The 19,290-nt window shown below is 58.7% G+C and carries 12 protein-coding genes and 3 pseudogenes; 13 read left to right on the top strand and 2 right to left on the bottom strand.

Features of this window, described 5'->3' with window-relative positions:
- Positions 1-97: 97 nt before the first annotated feature.
- The 5 genes and pseudogenes from RX330_RS35740 to RX330_RS11305 all read left to right on the top strand — a co-directional run.
- Positions 98-205 (top strand): annotated as a pseudogene (locus tag RX330_RS35740) (transposase); the annotation flags it as partial.
- Positions 206-422: 217 nt separating this feature from the next.
- On the top strand, positions 423-794 hold the full coding sequence (locus RX330_RS35745) for a transposase (protein ID WP_410707364.1): 372 nt from the start codon (positions 423-425) through the stop codon (positions 792-794).
- 538 nt (positions 795-1,332) lie between these two features.
- Positions 1,333-2,258: pseudogene (locus RX330_RS11295) on the top strand (IS630 family transposase).
- A 709-nt stretch (positions 2,259-2,967) separates the two neighbouring features.
- The gene (locus RX330_RS11300) at positions 2,968-3,852 is read left to right on the top strand and encodes an acyl-CoA thioesterase II (protein ID WP_317243895.1); all 885 of its coding nucleotides are present in this window, start codon (positions 2,968-2,970) and stop codon (positions 3,850-3,852) included.
- Between the two features lie 27 nt (positions 3,853-3,879).
- Complete coding sequence (locus RX330_RS11305; RefSeq protein WP_317243051.1) at positions 3,880-4,074, top strand: hypothetical protein; 195 nt, start codon at positions 3,880-3,882, stop codon at positions 4,072-4,074.
- 159 nt (positions 4,075-4,233) lie between these two features.
- Here the strand turns inward: RX330_RS11305 and RX330_RS11310 are convergent.
- A pseudogene (locus RX330_RS11310) lies at positions 4,234-4,621 on the bottom strand (transposase); the annotation flags it as partial.
- Between the two features lie 621 nt (positions 4,622-5,242).
- Here RX330_RS11310 and pimC point away from each other — a divergent pair.
- The 8 genes from pimC to RX330_RS11350 all read left to right on the top strand — a co-directional run bounded on the left by pimC (position 5,243) and on the right by RX330_RS11350 (position 17,058).
- The gene (gene pimC / locus RX330_RS11315; protein WP_317243052.1) at positions 5,243-6,445 is read left to right on the top strand and encodes a pimeloyl-CoA dehydrogenase large subunit; all 1,203 of its coding nucleotides are present in this window, start codon (positions 5,243-5,245) and stop codon (positions 6,443-6,445) included.
- 91 nt (positions 6,446-6,536) lie between these two features.
- Positions 6,537-7,721 (top strand): acyl-CoA dehydrogenase, encoded by a 1,185-nt coding sequence (locus RX330_RS11320; protein WP_317243053.1) that lies wholly within the window; start codon positions 6,537-6,539, stop codon positions 7,719-7,721.
- Positions 7,714-9,798 (top strand): 3-hydroxyacyl-CoA dehydrogenase NAD-binding domain-containing protein, encoded by a 2,085-nt coding sequence (locus RX330_RS11325; protein ID WP_317243054.1) that lies wholly within the window; start codon positions 7,714-7,716, stop codon positions 9,796-9,798. Before RX330_RS11320 ends, RX330_RS11325 begins: the two co-directional genes overlap by 8 nt.
- 141 nt (positions 9,799-9,939) lie before the next feature.
- The gene (locus tag RX330_RS11330) at positions 9,940-11,145 is read left to right on the top strand and encodes an acetyl-CoA C-acyltransferase (RefSeq protein WP_317243055.1); all 1,206 of its coding nucleotides are present in this window, start codon (positions 9,940-9,942) and stop codon (positions 11,143-11,145) included.
- An 850-nt stretch (positions 11,146-11,995) separates the two neighbouring features.
- Positions 11,996-13,090 carry an ABC transporter ATP-binding protein gene (locus tag RX330_RS11335; protein ID WP_317243056.1) on the top strand — a complete coding sequence of 365 codons (1,095 nt, stop codon included), beginning with the start codon at positions 11,996-11,998 and terminating at the stop codon, positions 13,088-13,090.
- A gap of 88 nt (positions 13,091-13,178) precedes the next feature.
- Positions 13,179-14,243 carry an ABC transporter substrate-binding protein gene (locus RX330_RS11340; protein WP_317243057.1) on the top strand — a complete coding sequence of 355 codons (1,065 nt, stop codon included), beginning with the start codon at positions 13,179-13,181 and terminating at the stop codon, positions 14,241-14,243.
- Positions 14,244-14,428: 185 nt separating this feature from the next.
- A complete protein-coding gene (locus tag RX330_RS11345) occupies positions 14,429-15,661 on the top strand; it encodes a RidA family protein (protein WP_317243058.1) in 1,233 nt (410 codons plus the stop codon).
- A gap of 332 nt (positions 15,662-15,993) precedes the next feature.
- Complete coding sequence (locus RX330_RS11350; protein WP_317243059.1) at positions 15,994-17,058, top strand: ABC transporter substrate-binding protein; 1,065 nt, start codon at positions 15,994-15,996, stop codon at positions 17,056-17,058.
- Between the two features lie 1,382 nt (positions 17,059-18,440).
- Here RX330_RS11350 and RX330_RS11355 read toward each other — a convergent pair.
- Positions 18,441-19,214: an SDR family NAD(P)-dependent oxidoreductase gene (locus RX330_RS11355; protein WP_317243060.1), complete on the bottom strand. Its 774-nt coding sequence runs from the start codon at positions 19,212-19,214 to the stop codon at positions 18,441-18,443.
- Between the last annotated feature and the right edge of the window lie 76 nt (positions 19,215-19,290).

The following is a 19,290-nucleotide window of genomic DNA, read 5'->3' on the forward strand; positions in this document are numbered from 1 at the left end:
CACGTCGTTTTCACACTGCCGGCTCCGATCGCCGCGATCGCCTTTCAGAACAAGGCCATCGGTTTATGCGATCCTGTTCATCGCCGCCAACTAAGCAATGTCGACGCTCGCCACCAATCCACGCCGGCTCGGCGCCGGGATCGGCGTCGTCGCCGTCCTCCACACCCTGGGGCAGGCGCTGACACACCATCCCTTCGTCCACTGCGTCGTGCCGGGCGGCGGCCTCTCGCCCGATAGCGCGCGCTGGATCGCCAGCCGACCACACTTCTCTTCCTGGCCGTCAAACCGCTCGCCCGGCTGTTCAGATGCCTGTTCCTCGAACGTCTGACCGCCGCCTTCGACGCCGGCAAGCACCCTGAACTTCTTCGGCGATCTCGCATCCCTGGACCGAACCTGCTGCCTTCGCAGCTCACCTCGTCGCCATGCGGCGCATCAGCTGGGTCGTCTACGCCAAACGGCCGTTCGGCGGCCCCGCTGGCCTATCTCGGCCGCTATACCCATCGCGTCGCCATCGCCAACAGCCAGCTCGTCGCCCTCGACGACGATCACGTCGCCTTTACCTGGAAGGACTACCCCAGAACGGCGCGACAAAGATCATGAAGCTCAAGCCCGACCAGTTCATCCGCCGCTTCCTTCTTCACACGCTGCCCGATGGCTTCCATCGCATCCGCCGCTTCGGCTTCATGGCCAACGGCCATCGCGCTGCCAAACTCGCCCTCCGCCGCAAACTTCTCGATCGTGAGCGGACAGCGCCAAACGATGGCGAGTCGTCGCCGGGGATTCGGACGCTCTGACGTGGGCCAAGGTTCCGGCCTGTCCTGATTGTGGTGGCGTCATGCGCATCATCGAGCGCTTTCGACACGGCTTCAGTCGTTCCGGCGCTCCAACCCCATCGTTCCGGTGCGACACATCGTGAGCCAATTCATCCCGTGCACGAAGATCGTCATTCATCATTATGATCCCGTCGTCTCGATCATCACAGACGCTGCCGAGCCCGTGCGGCCAAACAGCGCGATGGAAATTATTCGATGCTGCGGGCCATCGACCGCGACCGCCCATAAAAGGCTCTCTGTCTCAAGTTGCCGCCATTGCGCAACCAATACGTCACCGCGTCAGCTCCGCAGTCTGCCGATAGCAACCCGCGATCTCAAACTATCCCCATAGCCGCGCCACTGTGCATCTTCTCCCGCGCCTTCGTTCAATCCGGCTTTAATGAGGTCGCGTGATAAGCGCTTGCCGCGCCCTCGCGTGAGCGCGCCCTCACAGAACCCTCCAGATTCCCAAATCAGTGTGTTTCTGATTCACATGCTGGCTGGGCGGAGGCCAGCATGAATGGGCAAGCCTTACTCTCTCGATCTTCGCAAGCGCGTAGTGGCAGCGGTTGAGGGCGGAATGTCCCGCAATCAGGCCGCCAAGCAGTTTGGAGTGGCGATCAGTACAACGATCGGCTGGATGAATCGGGTCGATGAGACCGGCAGCGTTGCTCCTGGCCAGATGAGCGGTCACAAGCCGAAGGCGGTTTCGGGAAACCACGCGATCTGCTGTCGCAACGGATCAAGGACGGCGATTTCACCATACGAGGGCTCGTTGCCGAGCTTGCCGGGCGCGGCGTGAAGGTCGACTATCACTCCGTGTGGGACTTCGTGCATGCCGAGAAGTTCAGCTTCAAAAAAAGCGTGGTGGCTGGCGAACGCCATCGTCCCGACGTGGCGCGGCGGCGAGCCCAGTGGACAAAGTACCAAGGTCGCGTCGAAACTGAGCGGCTGGTCTTCATCGACGAGACCTGCACCCGGACAGACATGGCGCGCTTACGGGGATGGGCCCCGCGCGGGCACTGACTCAGCGCCATGGTTCCTCACGGCCGCTAGAAAACCATGACCTTCCTGGTGGCTCTGCGCCATGACCGCATCAATGCGCCATGGTTCATCGAGGGACCAATCGATGGCGTGAGCTTCCGGATCTATGTCGAGAAGGTTCTGCTGCCGACCCTTCGTCCCCGCGATATCATCGTCTTGGACAATCTCGGCAGTCAGAAGCAAAGCCGTGCGCCAGCTCATCCGCTCCGCCGGAGCCAAGCTGTGCCATACTCACCCGACCTGAATCCGATCGAATAGGTCTTTGCCAAGCTCAAACGTCTGCTCCGCAAGGCAGCCGCACGAACCGTCGATGCGGTCTGCGCCGCCATTGGTGAGCTCCTTGACGCCTTCACGCCCGAAGAATGCGCGAACTACTTTAAAAACTCAGGCTATCGAAGCTAATGCCATCACGCTTTAGACGTTGCGTTCGCGCGATCCAGCTGCGCACGACAGCGCCCTCTTTTAGTCCCACCACACCAGAGGCACAGAATATCCTACGTCATCGGCGGTATCGCCGAGCCCTCCGGCCAGTTGCTGAGATCCAATTCGGTCTCCCCGATTGCTCAGATGCCGACTTCGACATGCCGTTCGGAGAGCGCGGCCGTGAGCCCAGGTTCTTGCGCGCAGCATAGTCCAAGCGCAACCGAAGCGCCGTGTCCCGAAACTCCACATGATCTACTTTTCCGAAACGCCATTACGCGATGATTGTGCTCGTTTTGGCCAGAATATACTTGAAGTTTGACTAAGAAGGAACAGGCTGCAGCTCGCCCAAGACTTCAGGATGTAGTTGAAGCTCTTGGGCGAGGTCGGCGGATTCACGTCGCTCACATTTGAGACCCGGCACGTCTAGGGCAAATTAAATACTTCCGCTCGTCTGCACCACGCAGCAATCGGCCGCTGTGCTCAGCGCGCTCGAAGTACGAAATTCAGTAAGGAGGGCTGTTAGATGCAGGATTTAGCAGCCAGCGCGCCTTTCATTGCATGAATTGGGAGCGAAATTATGGGTACAGCCAAAATAGCAGTCGGAATGACAGGCGGAGCCGACCTGCATCGCGAGATTTCCCTGCATGCCGTTGTGTCCTCTGAAATGAGAAGAGCCGAAAGCATATCAATGTCCAATGGGATGACCGGGTGCCTCGCCATATTCGATCTCGAACCGATCGGGCGGAACGTGTTCCGTGGCGAGAGTCCGAATCCAAGCTTGCAGCCGGTATTCGGTGGCCAACTGATCGCACAATCGATGATCGCCGCATCCCGCACGGTACAAGCCCGTGTGGCGCATTCCCTACATGCCTATTTCATTCGATCCGGCGACCCCACCGTGCCGATCACCTATGAAGTAGAAGTTCTGCGCGATGGTAAGAGCTATTCCACCCGCCGCGTCGTTGCGATGCAGAACGGGAGAGTGATCTTCTCCATCATCGTGTCTTTTCATGCCGGCGAGCAGAGCGCCTTCGACCACCAGGACATAATGCCAGACGTGCCGCCGCCGGAACAGGTCGCCCTGGACACTTTGTCTAAGAAGTCGATCTTCTCAGAACTGCCGGAAGGAGTCCGCCGGTGGTATGAACCCGATCGGCTGATAGACTTACGCCTTCCTCCAATAGAATTGCGTCCAGTTGAGATTGGCCAATATGTGGGCAAAAAGGCTAAGCACAGCAATATTCATTTCTGGATGAGGATCGCTGAGAAGCTTCCTGAGGATCCGGCTTTGCATATTTGCGCTCTGGCCTATGCCTCGGACTGGTCGCTGCTTGATGCTGTGATGGCACGTTATGGCCGCACGGTTCTCAAGGCCGATGATATCCTAGGGGCAAGCCTTGACCATGCGATGTGGTTTCATCGTCCGTTCCGGGCCGACGACTGGCTGCTTTATGCAAAAGACTCGCCGAGCGCGCAAGGCGGGCGCGGTCTCGCGCGGGGCTTGATCTTCAAACGTGACGGCACTCTGGTCGCGACGGTCACCCAAGAGGCTGCGATTCGCGAGCGCCGCTGACCCTCACGTGTGCAAACGTAGCTCGACATGAATTTTGTCGAAGGGGAGAGGCCTTCCGTCCTTCCCGAAGTTCGGCGCTTTGAGAATTTCAAAACACGGGTGGAGGAAACGACGACTCGTCCGCAATCGATCTGGATCGAGCGCAGCTGCTCCAATCTCTACAAGAAGTTCGTTGCGATCGCTGGCGCCGCCGCCGTGCGAACGACTAAGCATCTCAGTTGATATAAAGCTCAACCACATCCTCGACTTCGCGCGAAGTCCTTGGCGCGCGAGACGTTGAATCTCTGACAAGATGCGGCTTCAGCCCGTGCGCACACCGGAAGAAGATGGAGCGCCCGCCGTGCTGAACTATCGCCAAATTCTGCTGGCGGCGGGGCCCGGTCAGGCGGCGGCGGTTAAGGGCTGACGGTCGGCCGGCTTGGCAATGACCTCCATCCCGTCGTTGAATTTCACACCAAGAATGAGTTTTGGCAACTGGTTGTGGCATCGAGGCGGCGCCAGCTTTTCTGCGCGCCCTCGACCAGTTGAAGACCACGGCGAGCGCGGTCCCTTCGACAGACAACCCTTTCGATCGGATGGCGCGGTGGCGCACGGGGGCGAGGGTGCTTTCGCTGGGGTTGGTCGTCCGCAAATGTTTCCAGTGCTCGGATGGGAAGTCCTAGAATACGAGCCGCGTGTCTCAATCCTTGCGCCGGCAGTCGGCCATCTTCTCGTATTTCAGCGCGTAGCTCTCGATGAAGGCGTCGAACGCCAGCTCTGGGCGCGGTTTGTTTCACAACGAGTGTGCGAGTGAGCCGGTCGAGAGCTTTGGAGCGCTTCTGCCGACAGAACTCCCAAATTGGGAGAACCGCGAAGCCCTTCCGCCCAACTCACCTCGAGCCGGCACTGAATAAACAAACGCTCCGCTCTCGCGAACAACTGCTTTGCAGCTGCTAGATCCGCTGTCGCGCGCATGCCTCATCTCTCGCGAGAAATTGCATCCAAAGCGAACAACTCCTTTGCTACAGCGGCAAGCAGGACCGCCTAGGGTCTCATCTTGAAGGAGATGGTGATGATTAGCGCCAGGGATCGCGCACCGGTTAGCTCGTCGTTAGCAAAAAGGGCGCCGTGTGGGCTCAAGATCGTGGGAGTGCTCCTTTGCGCAGAATTTCTCCGCTGACGGCGACCGTTTGCAGCTTTTGTGCGTCAGTCCAGTTTACGTCTTTTTTTCTCCCTCACGAATTGCGGCGCTGGGAGTAGAAGCTCTTGTTGGGATTGTTCTGGAACCGTATTGATAAAGGAGTCGCGCGCTGCTCCCATGGATCGTTATGTCTATGGCCCTCATCCTTAAGCACGCGAATATATACACCGGAAAGACGGCGGAAGCAGAATTCTCTCTCGGGACAATCGAATGGATATTGCGTTCACGAAGGAAGAGCGGGCATTCCGCGAAGAAGTCCGTCAATTTCTGCGAGATAGCGTCCCGCTGGAGACGCGGCGGAAGATAATCAATGGCCGAACTCTTTCGAGAGACGAGATGGTCGCTTGGACGCGCATTTTGCACAAGAAAGGCTGGGCTGTGCCTGACTGGCCGAAGGAATATGGCGGAACGGGCTGGACCCCGGCCCAGCTTTATATCTTTGGTGAAGAGCTCCAAATGTATCCAGTGCGAGGGCTGCCCGACTTCGGTGCGTCCTTGGTAGGTCCGGTGATTTATACCTTCGGCAATGAAGCGCAAAAAAAGTATTACCTGCCGCGCATTGTGAATGCCGATCATTGGTGGTGCCAGGGCTTCTCAGAGCCCGGCGCGGGCTCCGACTTGGCCTCACTTAAGACGCGGGCCATTCGGGACGGTGACAATTACATCGTCAATGGGCAGAAAATATGGACAACACTCGCGCAATTCGCCGACTGGATTTTCTGCCTGGTCAGGACAAATCCCGACGTCAAAAAGCAGCTGGGCATCTCCTTCCTCCTGATCGACATGAAGTCCCCCGGCATTACCGTGCGCCCGATCCAGCTGATCGACGGAAGCTACGAAGTGAACGAAGTCTTTTTTGACAACGTGCGCGTTCCTGCCAAAAACCTTGTTGGCGAAGAGAATAAAGGTTGGGGCTACGCCAAGTTTCTCCTTGGCAACGAGCGGTTTAACATCGCCAGCGTTGGCTCCGCCAAGGAACGCATCCGGCGTGTCAAGGAACTTGCTGCGCTGGCCTGTACGGGTGATGGACGACTTATCGATCAGGCCACCTTCCGCGAAAAGGTGACGGCCCTAGAGGTTCGCCTAAAGGCGCTGGAGATAACCCAGCTTCGCGTGGTCGCTAACGCAGCCAAACCGCAGACTCCCACCCAAGACCCTGCGAGCGCTATCCTGAAAATTAAGGGCTCGGAGATCCAACAGACAACAGCGCAGCTTCTGATGGACGTCATTGGCCCCTATGCGCTGCCCTACCTGTCGGAAGACCTTATCCAGAGCCATAACTGTCCGCCGATTGGTCCCGCTTGGGCCGCAGCTATCGCTCCTGCCTATTTCAATGCCCGCAAGGTCTCAATTTATGGCGGCTCTGACGAAATCCAAAAGAACATCATCGCAAAGGCGATCCTTGGTCTTTGACGTCCTTTGTTGCTCGAGTGGGCGAAGCGCGTAGGCCTTTGTGCAGTGGGCTTAAGGGGGCTGGCACGGCCCGGTTCAGGAGATTTCACGAGTGGACTTTGATCTTTCGGAGGAGCAGCGGCTTCTTAAGCGCAGCGTTCACCGGCTGATGGCCGACAATTATGGCTTCGATCATCGACGCAAGTACCAGAGCGAAAAACTGGGTTTTAGCGAGGCGATGTGGGCGCGGTATGCCGGACTCGGGCTTCTGGGGCTGCCGTTTTCGGAGGCGTATGGCGGCTTCGGCGGTGGCGCGGTCGAAATGATGATTTTGATGGAGGAGTTCGGCAACGCACTAATCCTTGAGCCCTACTTTGCGACTGTAGTGCTCGCGGGAGGCATCCTGCGGCATGGGGCAAGCGATGCGCAAAAGGCCGAGCTGATCCCGGCTATTGCGGAAGGGCGGATAAAGCTCGCGTTCGCCTACGCCGAGAAACATTCGCGCTACGATCTGTTTCACGTCGAGACGGAGGCGAAGGAGGACGGCGACGGCTGGTTGCTGAGCGGGGTCAAAGGCCTTGTGCTCCATGGCGATAGCGCCGACAAGATCATCGTGTCGGCGAGAACCGCGGGAGGGCCGCGGGAAAAGGAAGGGATTGGCCTCTTCCTCGTCAACTGCGATGCGCATGGCCTGATGCGCCGTGGCTATCCAACGCAGGATGGCCTGCGGGCAGCCGAAATCTCATTCGAAAATGTGCGCGTTCAACCCGGAAATGTCATTGGAGAGCCTGCGGGCGCCTTTCCAATCATCTCACGGGTCGCGGAGGAGGCGACCGCAGCTCTTTGCTCGGAAGCCGTCGGCTGCTTCGCAACAATGCAATCGGTCACGCTGGAGTATCTGAAGACGCGCCAGCAGTTCGGCAAGGTTATTGGCTCCTTCCAAGTGCTTCAGCACCGAGCCGTCGACATGTTCGTCGAACTGGAGCAGTCGCGCTCGATGGCGATGTACGCCACGATGATGGCAGCCGGAGATGCGACGGAGCGCGCACGGGCGATCTCGGCGGCAAAGTCCCAAATCGGTCAGTCGGCTAAGGCGATCGGGCAGCAGTCGATCCAGTTGCACGGCGCCGTCGGCATGACCATGGAGTACATCGTCGGCCACTACTTCAAGCGCGTGATAATGATAGACGCTTTGTTCGGCGATGCCGAACATCATCTCCGGCGGCTGGCTTCACTCGGAGGACTGATCAGCGATCAAGAGAATGGAGCACAAAGCGGGATGTTGTCGCATGAATAAGGTCGTGAAACTCCAATATCATGATGAGGTCGCCATTATCACCGTCGACTATCCTCCCGTGAACGCGCTAAGCGCCGCGGTCCGCGGCGGCATCTTGGAATGTATAAATTTGGCGATTGCCCACCCCGAGCTGAAGGCGGTCGTTTTGACGTGCGCTGGCCGCACCTTCATTGCGGGTGCTGATATCACCGAATTTGGCAAGCCGCCGCAGCCACCGTCGTGGGACGAGCTTCTGGCGGTAATTGAGGAGTCGCCCAAGCCCATTGTGGCTGCCATCCACGGCAACGCGCTCGGTGGAGGGTTGGAACTGGCATTGGCATGCCATTTTCGCGTCGCGACCAAGGACGCCAAGCTTGGATTGCCTGAGGTCAAGTTGGGCCTGCTGCCAGGCGGTGGTGGAACGCAACGCCTCCCTCGCGCCGTTGGGGCGGAGGTTGCTGTCAAGATGATCGTGGGTGGTGATCCGATCACCGCGGCAGAAGCGCTGAATACCGGTCTGATCGAGGACATCGTGGAAAGTCCGGCGACGGGCGGTGAAGCATTCGCTCGTAGGGTTCTGGCCGAGCAGCTGCCGTTGCGCATGCTCCGCTACGACGATACAAAGCTCGCCGCGGCAAAGGCCGACCGGTCGATTTTCACCAGAGCCGTCACTTTGATGACTAGGCGAGCCCGCGGGGCGGAAGCGCCATTTGCTGCCGCTGACGCAATTGGCGCCGCGATCGACCTACCATTCGAAGAGGGGCTTAAAAAGGAGCTCGCGGGCTTCCGCAAGCTCGTCGAAAGCGATCAGTCCAAGGCGCAGCGGTATGCATTCTTCGCCGAGCGTGCAGCGAACAAGATCGCTGGCATCCCGGACGGAACAATGCCGCGCCAAATTGCGCGCGTCGCAATCGTCGGGGCCGGCACAATGGGAGGCGGCATCGCAATGTCATTTGCCAATGCCGGTGTTCCTGTGACCCTGATCGAGACCACGGAAGCGCAGCTCAAGCGGGGCCTGAGTTTGATCCACGAAACCTGGAACGCGTCCGCTGCACGTGGCAGTATCCCCGCGGATGCTCCCGCCACACGGATGGCCCTGATCAACGGCGCAGTTGGCGTCGACAATGCAAAGAATGCTGACCTCATCATTGAGGCGGTGTTTGAGACGATGGCCGTGAAGAGGGAAGTCTTTCGCCAGCTCGACCGATACGCCAAGCCCGGCGCAGTGCTTGCGTCAAACACATCCTATCTCAATATGGACGAGATCGCGAGAGTGACAAAACGTCCGCAGGACGTGCTTGGGATGCATTTCTTCTCGCCTGCCAACATCATGAAATTGTGCGAAATCGTGCGCGGCTCGCGAACTGCGCCGGAGGCGCTGCTGACCGCGATCTCGATTTCGCGCAAGATCGCCAAAGTGCCGGTCGTCGTAGGTGTCTGCCATGGGTTCGTCGGTAATCGCATGTATGATCAGAGCGGCAAGCAGGCGGATAAGCTCCTGTTTGAAGGCGCGCTGCCGCAGCAGGTCGATGCGGCCCTGACGAAGTTTGGAATGCCGATGGGACCGTTCGTGATGAGCGATATGGCCGGATTGGATATCGGCTGGCTCTCACGCAAGGATCGGGGAAGCAAATCGGAGATCGCGGATGCGCTGTGCGAAGCGGGCCGCTTTGGCCAAAAGACCGGAAGGGGCTGGTACAAGTATGAAGCGGGCTCCCGGACCGCGATACCGGATCCCGAGGTCGAAAAAATGATAGAGCAGACGTTAACTCGGCTCGGGCGCAAACGTCGCGTCGTTAGCGAAGACGAAATCATCGAACGCGTGATGTACCCTATGATCAATGAAGGCGCGCGGATCCTTGAGGAGGGCGTCGCGTCGCGGCCGGGCGACATCGACGTGATCATGGTCTATGGCTTCGGCTGGCCGGTCTATCGCGGAGGGCCAATGTACTACGCCGATCAGATCGGACTAGATAGGGTCCTCGCCAAGATGAAGGAGCTCCACGCCGCTCTCGGCGACGATTTCAAGCCAGCCGGTTTGCTTGAGCAGTTAGTCGCGGAAGGTAAAAAGTTCGCCGACTTCAAGCGACCAGCGTAGTCTCCCAGACCGCTAATTTAGGGTAGCGGGTGAAGCAAAAAGCTGGGGAAGAGCCAATCAGCTCCGGTCTTTTGCCTCTAACCTCTCGCCCAAGTCGCAGCATGTTTTCCCGTAGGGAAGAAATTAAAGGACCCACCCCAAATGCGTGAAGCTGTTATCGTCGCCGCCAAAAGGACTCCAATCGGCAAGGCTTATCGTGGAGCCTTCAACAACACCCATGGCGCTGCTCTCGGCGGCGAAGCGATCAGGGCCGTCATCGCCCAAGCGGGTGTCGATCCGGACGAAGTTGATGATGTTATCATGGGGGCCGCGATGCAGCAGGGCACTACCGGCAACAACATTGCTCGGCAGGCCGCCCTGCGCGGCGGCCTGCCAAAAGCCGTCTCCGGTATGACGATTGACCGTCAGTGTTCGTCGGGCTTGATGGCTGTGGCGACCGCGGCCAAATACATCGTCCAGGATGGCGCTCCGATCGCCATTGGTGCTGGCGTAGAGTCGATCAGTCTGGTGCAGAACGACAAGTCCAACCACTTCATGGCGTTCGATCCCTGGCTAACCGAGCACGTGCCCGAGCTTTGGGTCTCGATGATCGAGACGGCCGAGATCGTAGCGGAGCGGTACGGCATCAGCCGCGAGGCCCAAGACGAGTACGCGCTTCAGTCCCAACTCCGCACCGCTAGGGCTCAGGCCGAAAGCCGCTTCGCTGACGAGATCGTTCCGGTCAACTCGGTGATGAAAGTGCTAGTCAACAAGGAAACGGGCGAGACAGCTGACAAGGAGGTTGTGATCATCGCCGATGAGGGAAATCGGCCGCGGACGACGCTAGACGACCTCAAGAAGCTGTCTCCTGTCTTCAAGGGCGGCCGCTACGTGAAGGAAGGCAAATACATCACGGCCGGCAACGCCAGCCAGCTCTCGGACGGCGCTGCAGCGGTCCTGCTCATGGAACGTAAGGAGGCCGAGAAGCGCGGCCTGAAGGCTCTCGGTGCATACCGCGGCATGGCTGTCGCCGGCTGCGGGCCCGAGGAGATGGGCATCGGTCCGGTTTTCGCGATACCCAAGCTTCTCGAGCGCAACGGCCTCAGGGTCGAGGACATTGACATCTGGGAGCTGAACGAGGCCTTTGCCTCCCAGGTGCTCTACTGTCGCGACAAGCTAGGCATCCCGAACGAAAAACTAAATGTCTCGGGCGGCGCAATCTCCATCGGTCACCCCTACGGCATGACCGGTGCCCGTTGCACCGCTCATCTGATGTACGAGGGAGGGCGCCGCGGCGCGAAGTACGGTGTGGTCACCATGTGCGTGGGCGGCGGCATGGGCGCCGCAGGCTTGTTCGAAATCTTCTGAGGCCTGATGAGTTGGTGGCGTATTATCGGATTTGAGAAACTGGCGTGTTCGCAATCTCACGTGCCCGGTTCGAGCAAGCAGACAGCCTGCGTCCTGGAGCGTTGGCGAAGCCAAGGTGAACCTGAGAGCCCTGGCAGGACAGCGTCGATCGGGCGTCCTGGTCCGTCGGCGCGCCATAACGTAGATTTCGCTTCTATGGCTTGTTACCGATCATGCGGTCGGAGCCGCAACTCGCGGTTGCTCTTTGCGGTGACTTCGAGCGCCTGGCGGTGGCTGCGTATTAGGCCAAGCTCACGAGACGTTCGCGGTGCGCCGTTATCGGCGAACGTTCGGTCATCGCGCTAAAAACGTTCGATCGAAGCCAATGGACGTCAAACTGAATAGCGGCCCGAGCCATGAACCGGTTGCGCGTGCGTGGACAAGTTTTCTGCGGTCGATCTATAGGTACTGCGCTGTACGAGCAACGTGGCAAACTGTTGCTCGCGCGTGAATAAAGCGCGGTGAACGAAAGGCACAGGAATGTGTCTTTGTTCCAGCTGGGATAAACGGTTACCAGCATTCACCACCCGGATGAGGCTAGCGCGAAAACTTCGAGTTTGCCGGCCCGACGCAGAAATTCGACTGTTGGAGCCTCTCCTTTCGCGGAAATCTGCTCAAAGAGTTGGCTAACGTTTTCGTGAAAGCCGAGAGAGCCGTCCATCAGTCGCAGTGCTGGCGATGCGAGCGAAGCTTCTTTGACGAACCGAAGGTGTCTTCGAGCGTCTGCGTTCTCGGCCTCTCGAAAGGCTACAAGAGGCTACGGGCGCCGCGGCACTCAAAGTTGCGGGACGCGCGGGAGGAACGAGAGTTGATGCCAAGCACGAACGATGCGTTTGTCAGGTTTTGGAATATTCAGAAGACTTATGACGGCGAGACGCTCGTCGTTAAGAATCTCAACATGGAGATCGAGCGGGGCGAGTTTCTGACGATGCTGGGGCCTTCCGGCTCCGGCAAGACGACGACACTCATGATGCTGGCGGGCTTCGAGGCGCCCACCCATGGTTCGATCCTGCTGGCGGGTCGGTCGATCGAGAAGGTGCCGCCACATAAGCGCGACATCGGCATGGTGTTCCAAAATTACGCTCTCTTTCCGCATATGACTGTGGAAGAGAATCTTGCCTTCCCTCTCAAAGTTCGAAAAGTCGGCAAGGCCGAGGCCGAGGCCCGGATCGGGCGGGCGCTCGATATGGTTCGGCTCGGCGCCTATGGCCGGCGCCGACCGGGCCAGCTTTCTGGCGGCCAGCAGCAGCGTGTCGCGCTGGCCCGCGCGCTCGTCTTCGATCCCAAGCTCGTGCTGATGGACGAGCCGCTCGGCGCGCTGGACAAACAGCTGCGCGAGCACATGCAGCTTGAGATCAAGCATATCCACGAGGATCTCGGCGTCACCGTGGTCTATGTGACGCATGATCAGGGCGAGGCGCTGACCATGTCGGACCGCATAGCGGTGTTCAACGACGGGGCTATCCAGCAGCTCGCTGCGCCGGCTGAGCTCTACGAGCGGCCGCAAAACGCTTTTGTCGCCGAGTTCATCGGCGAAAACAACCGGCTGCATGGGAAGATTGTGGCGATGAACGGCAGGACCTGCACCGTGGAGATTCCGAGCGCCGGCACCGTGCAGGCGCTGGCCATCAACGTCGAGACGGCTGGCCGGCCGACCGTGCTGTCGTTGCGGCCAGAGCGAGTGAAGTTGAATCCGGCGCCTGGCTCGCTGCCTAATGTGTTTAGCGCGCGTGTTACTGAGTTGATCTATTTGGGTGATCACGTTCGCACCCGTGTCTCGGTGTGCGGCCACGAGGATTTCGTGATCAAGCTGCCGAATTCGGAAGGTGCGGCACACCTCGAGCCTGGCGCGGAGATCACCATCGGGTGGAAAACCGAGGATTGCCGGGCGCTCGACGCGTCGTAATGGCGGCAGAGGCAACCCGCAACCAGGTGGGATAGGACTTCAGGAGCGCTGCTTCCATCGGAGCGGCACAACAGGGAGAGAGCAGAAGATGAGCGACTTATTGAGAGCCGCCAGTGCTCTGGCGGTGACGGGCTTGGTAGCGGCGATATTCGCGTCGCCGAAACCTGTCTTTGCCGGTGATCATCTCGCGATCACTTCGGGAGGGGGGGCGTTCCAGCAGGTCCAGCGCAAAGTTCTCTTCGAGCCGTTCTCGAAGGCGACCGGGATTAACATCACTGAAGACGAGTACGATTACAGCGCCTCCAAAATCCGCGCCATGGTCCAGACCAAGACCGTCAGCTGGGACGTAGTCTTCGTCACTGCTGGGGCGGCCGTTCAATTGTGCGCGGACGGTGTCATCGAGACGCTAGACTGGAAGACGTTAGGCCTCGACAGGGCCAAGTTCATGGGAGCCGACAAGAATGACTGTGGGTTGCCCGATTCAACTTCAGCGACAGTAATAACTTATGACAAAGATAAGCTGCCGAATGGCCCAAAGACAATCGCCGACCTGTTCGATCTCCAGAAATACCCCGGCAAAAGAGGACTATGGAAAGGGGCGGCAATTAACCTCGAATGGGCGTTAATCGCCGATGGCGTGGCGATCAAGGACGTCTACAAGGTCCTCAACACGCCTGCGGGAGTAGATCGCGCGTTTAAGAAGCTCGACACAATTAAAAGGGACGTTGTCTGGTGGGAGACTGGCGCACAGCCGCCGCAGCTTCTCGCCGATGCCCAAGTTATCATGACGGCTGCCTACAACGGCCGTATCTACGATGCCGTTAAGAATTCCGGGAAGCATTTCGAGATCATGTGGGATGGGGCAGTGCTGAACGGTGTTGCCTGGGTAATTCCCAAAGGCACTTCGCGGCTAGACGAAGCCTACAAATTCATCGCCTTCGCCGGTTCACCCCGGGCTCAGGCCGACGTGATGAACCTCACCGCCTACGGACCCGCCAACAAGGACGCGATGGCACTCATTGATCCCGCGGTTTTGCCCAATCTTCCTAATGCACCGGACCACATTGATAATGCAGTCCTGCAGGATCCAGTCTTCTGGAGCGAGAAAAACGACGAACTACGCCAGCGCTTTAATACGTGGCTCGCAAAGTAGCCCCGAATGATGTAGCGGCGAGGTGGTTTGTGTTTTCCTCGCCGCATTCAACGGACGAAGCGCAAGAAGATCGGTGCCGACGAGCATTTTGATTCACTGGCAGATGGCATTAGTGCGGAGGCATGGCCGAAAGAGCCGCGCCCGGCCTCATGAGAACATTTCTCGATCAGAAAGCTAGGGGACACATGGACAAGACGGCGCCTATCATTTGGCAACTGCCGATCCAGCGCGCCCACCATCTGTCTGGCAGCGCAGGCGTGTTAAGTTTCATAGGCGGAGCGGGCGATTTCGATGCAGCGGGTCGGATCCGCAATCCTGACGACTTCGAGAGGCAAATCCAAGGCGCCATGGCGAATGTGGCGGAAGCGCTCGCGGTGGAATCCTGTAACCTCGATGACGTCGTGCGGCTTAAGGCGCACTACACTGCCGAACGTAACGACTGGGAGGTGATTGCAGCCCTCGCCCGTTTCTTCACGACCGACCCAATGCCTGCGATCAGCACGGTACCGGAGCCCTTGCAGCCTTTCTCAGGCCAGACAATTCAGATCCAGGCGATCGCCCAACGGGGCTGGCGGACACATTCCGACATCCGATCCGTGCCGCGCCCTTTGCCGCAGCGCAGGAGAGCTCTCTTTGACGACCGGACGGTCACCGCTGGCCTGCGCACCGGTGAGTTCATCGCTGTGGCCAACCGCACGGCGGAGGATGTCGACGGTACGATGCTGCATCCAGACGACGGCGCGGCCCAGACCCACTTCATCATGGCGAAGCACGCCAAGACGCTTGCTGCGCTCGGCGCTTCCTTCCAGGATTCCGTCAAGATGGAAGGCTATTATTTCGGTACGACGCGCGAGCAATGGGTGCCGCTTGCCGAGGCGCGGGCGAGTCACTTTCGTGAGCCGGGCCCGCCGGCGACAGTGGTGCCTTGTCACCGCCTCAACCCAGAGGGAGCGTTGACCAAGATTGAGGTGATGGCCATGCGAGAGCTGTGGAACGGCTTCGACAAATACATCCCGCGTGAGGATCATTGGCCTAAGCGGGTGTGGGATTGGCCGATACCTCTGCCCTATCGTCAGGCGATCAGGCTGCGCGATACTATATGGCTCGGCGGCCAAGTGCCGTCGCGTCCCTACAGCAACAAAGGATTGCGCGTGCTGGACGGTCAGCTCCTGCCGCAGACGCGATTCACGATGAGCTATATTGAGGACTTGCTTCGCTCGTTCGAGCGGAGGCCGGCGGACCTGAAGCTGATGGTCTGCTATTTCATCTCGACCGGTACGGAGGCGGAAACAATAGCTTTTGCCGCGACACTCGGTGATTACGTCGGTGGAGCACTTCCAGCAATGACGCTTGTGCCGAAGCCCATGATGCACAGTCCCGGCATTACCGTGGAGATCTGGGGCGTGGCGCAGGGCTGAGCGCTCCGTTTCACTCGATAGGAAAATCTTTGGCCGGTTCACTGCCATCACTATGAAGGATGAGACGTCGCCTATTATTCCTCGGCACCCTGAGTTTAATGGGCAGAGGGAGGCCGGGTGCACGACGGGGAGGCTATCGGACAATCCATGCCCGCGCGTCCCAGTGAAACGTACCAAGCGGATGCAGCTAGAACTCACGGAGTATGCTGAGGAGGAGAGTGGCGCGACTTGGCACTGCGCGGTGTTGAGCGTTTAGCGCCTGATCCTCTGGCCACTGATGGTTTCGGGTAGGCCACCCTATCCAAAGACGCATAATCGGGAGGAAAAAGAAGATGAGGAACTCGTTCATACTTATCGGTGCTCTGGTCGCGAGCAGCTTGGCAGCGGCATTGCTTGCGCCGGTAGCCCGCGCCTTTGCCGACGATCAGCTTACGATTACTAGCTGGGGCGGCGCGTATCAGATGAGCCAGCGCAAGGCCTATTTTGAATCTTATGCAAGACAGACCGGCACAAAGATTACAGAGGACCAGTACACCGGTGAGATCTCCAAAATCCGAGCTATGGTCGAATCGAGGAGCATCAATTGGGATGTGCTAGACATCTCTTCGCGGGCTGCCATACAGGCCTGTGCCGAAGGTATGATCGAGACCATCGACTGGAAAAAGTTGGGCCTCGATCGGTCCAGGTTCACGGGGGCGGACAAGTTCGACTGCGCAGTGCCATCTATTGTCTACGCTACGATCTTTGCTTACGACAAGGACAGGTTGCCGAATGGCCCAAAGACTCTCGCCGACGTGTTCGACACACAGAGATTCCCTGGTAAGCGGGGACTCTACAAGAGTCCCGGTTACAATCTCGAATGGGCGCTGATCGCCGACGGTGTGATGATTGAGGACGTCTACAATGTCCTCCGCACGGCTGAGGGAGTCGATCGAGCTTTCAAAAAACTCGACACGATCAAGAATGACATCGTCTGGTGGCAGGCCGGCGCCCAAGCGCCGCAACTTCTCGCGGATGGTCAGGTCGTGATGACCGCGGCTTGGAACGGCCGGATCTATGACGTAAACAAGAACTCCGGCAAGCACTTCGAAATCATGTGGGAAGCACAGATATTGGACTGGAACTTGTGGGCGATTCCCAAGGGCAATCCACGGTTGGAAGCTGCTTACAGGTTTATCGTCTTTGCCAGCTCGCCAGCGGCACAGGCCGACCAGACTCATTATATTCCATACGGGCCCGCAAATAAGGACGCGATCGCGCTCATTGAACCTGCAGTCCTGCCGCACCTGCCCACCGCGCCCCACAATATGGCTAACGCGCTGCTCTTCGACCCCGTCTTTTGGGCTGATAGAGGTGAAGAGCTGCAGCAGCGGTTTACCGCTTGGCTCGCGAAATAACTTAAAAGCGGCGAGGGGACTTCTTTCACCCCGCCGCCATCACACAGGCTGGTGTTGTCCCTACGAGGCTCCAAGATAAAGCGGAAAATTTCAACATGGACGCCGCCTTGGGGGGCCGACCGAACTCAAGAAGGATGACGGCGCCGATCATCTGAATCTACCGAAGCTGAAACCCAGGCGTCTTGAGTTTCAGCAGCGGCGGTTTCGGGCTCCGGCAACCGGTGCCATGGTACGCGATCATCCAGGAGCTCACCAAAATGTCTGCCGCGGAGACAATCCCAGCGGACCGTACCGCAAGCTTCCACAACGGCTCGTTCCGTAACTTCCGCGACTGCGCTGGTCCTAGCTACGTACGGCGGGTGGTGACGATAGCAAGCGTCAGGCGGGGTAAAGATCCCGGCATCGGTGCTGCGGCGCTCCGCGCGCGATGTTGGATGTTCGACATCCATCGCCACCGACGGTTGATCGATGACTTTCGCGCACATACTGCAGGAGACATAAACCGGATTCTGCACAGGGGCAGCCACCGTACGAGCGCTACTTCTATCGGACTGCTGCCAATGCCGCCACGTTACAAGAATTGGCAAAACTCACCTCGATTCTCGAAGTCTTCACTAGATCCGCGATGCGAGTTCAGTCGCTCATACAGGCGCGAAGGGGCTCGGCATGTTTGGTGCTCCGATGATAGTTGATCAACGGGCCACGAATAACTGGGACAGACGCGCCAGCATTGGACCCGTGATGACACCGAGAGGGCTGCAAGGTGTTGATAGCGGGATGAGATACCCGGAAGAAAGCGGCTTAAGATAACCTGGCCGAGATTGTCTCTGCGAGCGCGACTTTCGAATGTTAATGGGGCTCGAAGATAGACAAGCGCGCCTCTTAGAATTGACGGTCGGGAGCGTCGATCCTCAAGATTTGCCGATAATCGAATAGGCGACTCGGGCTCTTGGCCGAAGTCAAGAGGCAAACACCGGGCTCAGACATGAAATCGGCGCGCGCTTTGCAACCTACGTGATTGAAGATCTGGGAGCATACGGCTTAGTGGCGCCGCTGGGCGCCTCATGCCGCGCGACACGATTGTTGTCGTTGCCTATGACTTCTTCGATAAGGATGCAGAAAAGCATTCAGGCCTCGTGTCGCACTGAAACCGAGACAATCGCATCGTGGCTAACTCGAGCGGATGAATTGCTCCCGTCCGACGGAAGCGTCAGCCGAGACGGCGCTCTTCCTTTGACTGTGCTAGCTCGCAAATTATTCTGTCGTGGCTCCAACCGGTGGGGCTGCTTCCAGAGACATGCGCACTCGCCGCAGGGGGTGTATAACGCTGGCATGGATCCTGCAATCGATCTGTGGAGAGTTCGTCCGGAGCGGGCGTTTAGCTACCTGCCCTCCTGAACGTCGTCGACGCGCACGCAGGCGCCGGTCACGAAGTCCGATGACGGTGAGACCAGGAACAGCAACGTGCTGTCGAGTTGCGCCGGGTCACCGATGCGCGGCCGTGGAAATCCCTTCGCGATGTCGCCCACGCGTTGCAGCAGACCATCCATCATTTCGGACGAGAAAGCACCGGGTGCGATCGTGTTGACATTGATGTTGAACTTTGCCCATTCGACCGCGAGCGCTTCGCTCATGCGCACCACTGCGGCCTTACTGACCGAATAGAGCGCAGCCCCGTTTCCACTATAGTGGTAGGCCGACGACGACGCGATGTTGACGATGCGGCCGGGAAGCTTTGCCCCGATCAATCGCCGCGCGACCTCGCAGGACAGTACGTAGGGCGCTCGGACATTCGTGTCTAGCACGAGATCGATCAGGTCGATCGACATCTTGGTTGCATGTTGCGCGTCAGGAACGCCCGCATTGTTGACAAGGATTGTCACAGGACCGAGCTGGCGCTCTGCTTCTGCGACAACCGACCTCAACTGGTCCGCATTCGTCACATCGAGCTGCAGCGGTATGGCTCTGCCGCCAGCAACGTTAATCTCTTCCGCGATGCTCTCGAGTCGCTCGAGCCGCCGCGCCGTCAACGCCACATGAGCCCCGCAACGTGCGAGTGCCTTGGCGAACCGTACGCCCAGCCCCGACGATGCGCCGGTCACAAGTGCGGTCTGACCGCTCAAATCGATCGAAAAATTGGGAAGTGAAAAATTCATAGGCACTCACGCTTTGACATGTTGAGAAGTCTGGAGCGGCTGGACTGCGCTTTAGTAAAGCATTTGATACAATCGA

Source organism: Bradyrhizobium sp. NDS-1, from assembly GCF_032918005.1.
In the GTDB taxonomy this organism is placed as follows: domain Bacteria; phylum Pseudomonadota; class Alphaproteobacteria; order Rhizobiales; family Xanthobacteraceae; genus Bradyrhizobium; species Bradyrhizobium tunisiense.

Excerpts from the sequence above, each read along its gene's own strand:
- RX330_RS11305 (WP_317243051.1), top strand. The coding sequence starts at position 3,880 with ATGAATTTTGTCGAAGGGGAGAGGCCTTCCGTCCTTCCCGAAGTTCGG.
- pimC (WP_317243052.1), top strand. The coding sequence starts at position 5,243 with ATGGATATTGCGTTCACGAAGGAAGAGCGGGCATTCCGCGAAGAAGTC.
- RX330_RS11345 (WP_317243058.1), top strand. The coding sequence starts at position 14,429 with ATGGACAAGACGGCGCCTATCATTTGGCAACTGCCGATCCAGCGCGCC.
- RX330_RS11330 (WP_317243055.1), top strand. The coding sequence starts at position 9,940 with ATGCGTGAAGCTGTTATCGTCGCCGCCAAAAGGACTCCAATCGGCAAG.
- RX330_RS11355 (WP_317243060.1), bottom strand. The coding sequence starts at position 19,214 with ATGAATTTTTCACTTCCCAATTTTTCGATCGATTTGAGCGGTCAGACC.
- RX330_RS11335 (WP_317243056.1), top strand. The coding sequence starts at position 11,996 with ATGCCAAGCACGAACGATGCGTTTGTCAGGTTTTGGAATATTCAGAAG.
- RX330_RS35745 (WP_410707364.1), top strand. The coding sequence starts at position 423 with ATGCGGCGCATCAGCTGGGTCGTCTACGCCAAACGGCCGTTCGGCGGC.
- RX330_RS11340 (WP_317243057.1), top strand. The coding sequence starts at position 13,179 with ATGAGCGACTTATTGAGAGCCGCCAGTGCTCTGGCGGTGACGGGCTTG.
- RX330_RS11350 (WP_317243059.1), top strand. The coding sequence starts at position 15,994 with ATGAGGAACTCGTTCATACTTATCGGTGCTCTGGTCGCGAGCAGCTTG.
- RX330_RS11300 (WP_317243895.1), top strand. The coding sequence starts at position 2,968 with ATGTCCAATGGGATGACCGGGTGCCTCGCCATATTCGATCTCGAACCG.
- RX330_RS11325 (WP_317243054.1), top strand. The coding sequence starts at position 7,714 with ATGAATAAGGTCGTGAAACTCCAATATCATGATGAGGTCGCCATTATC.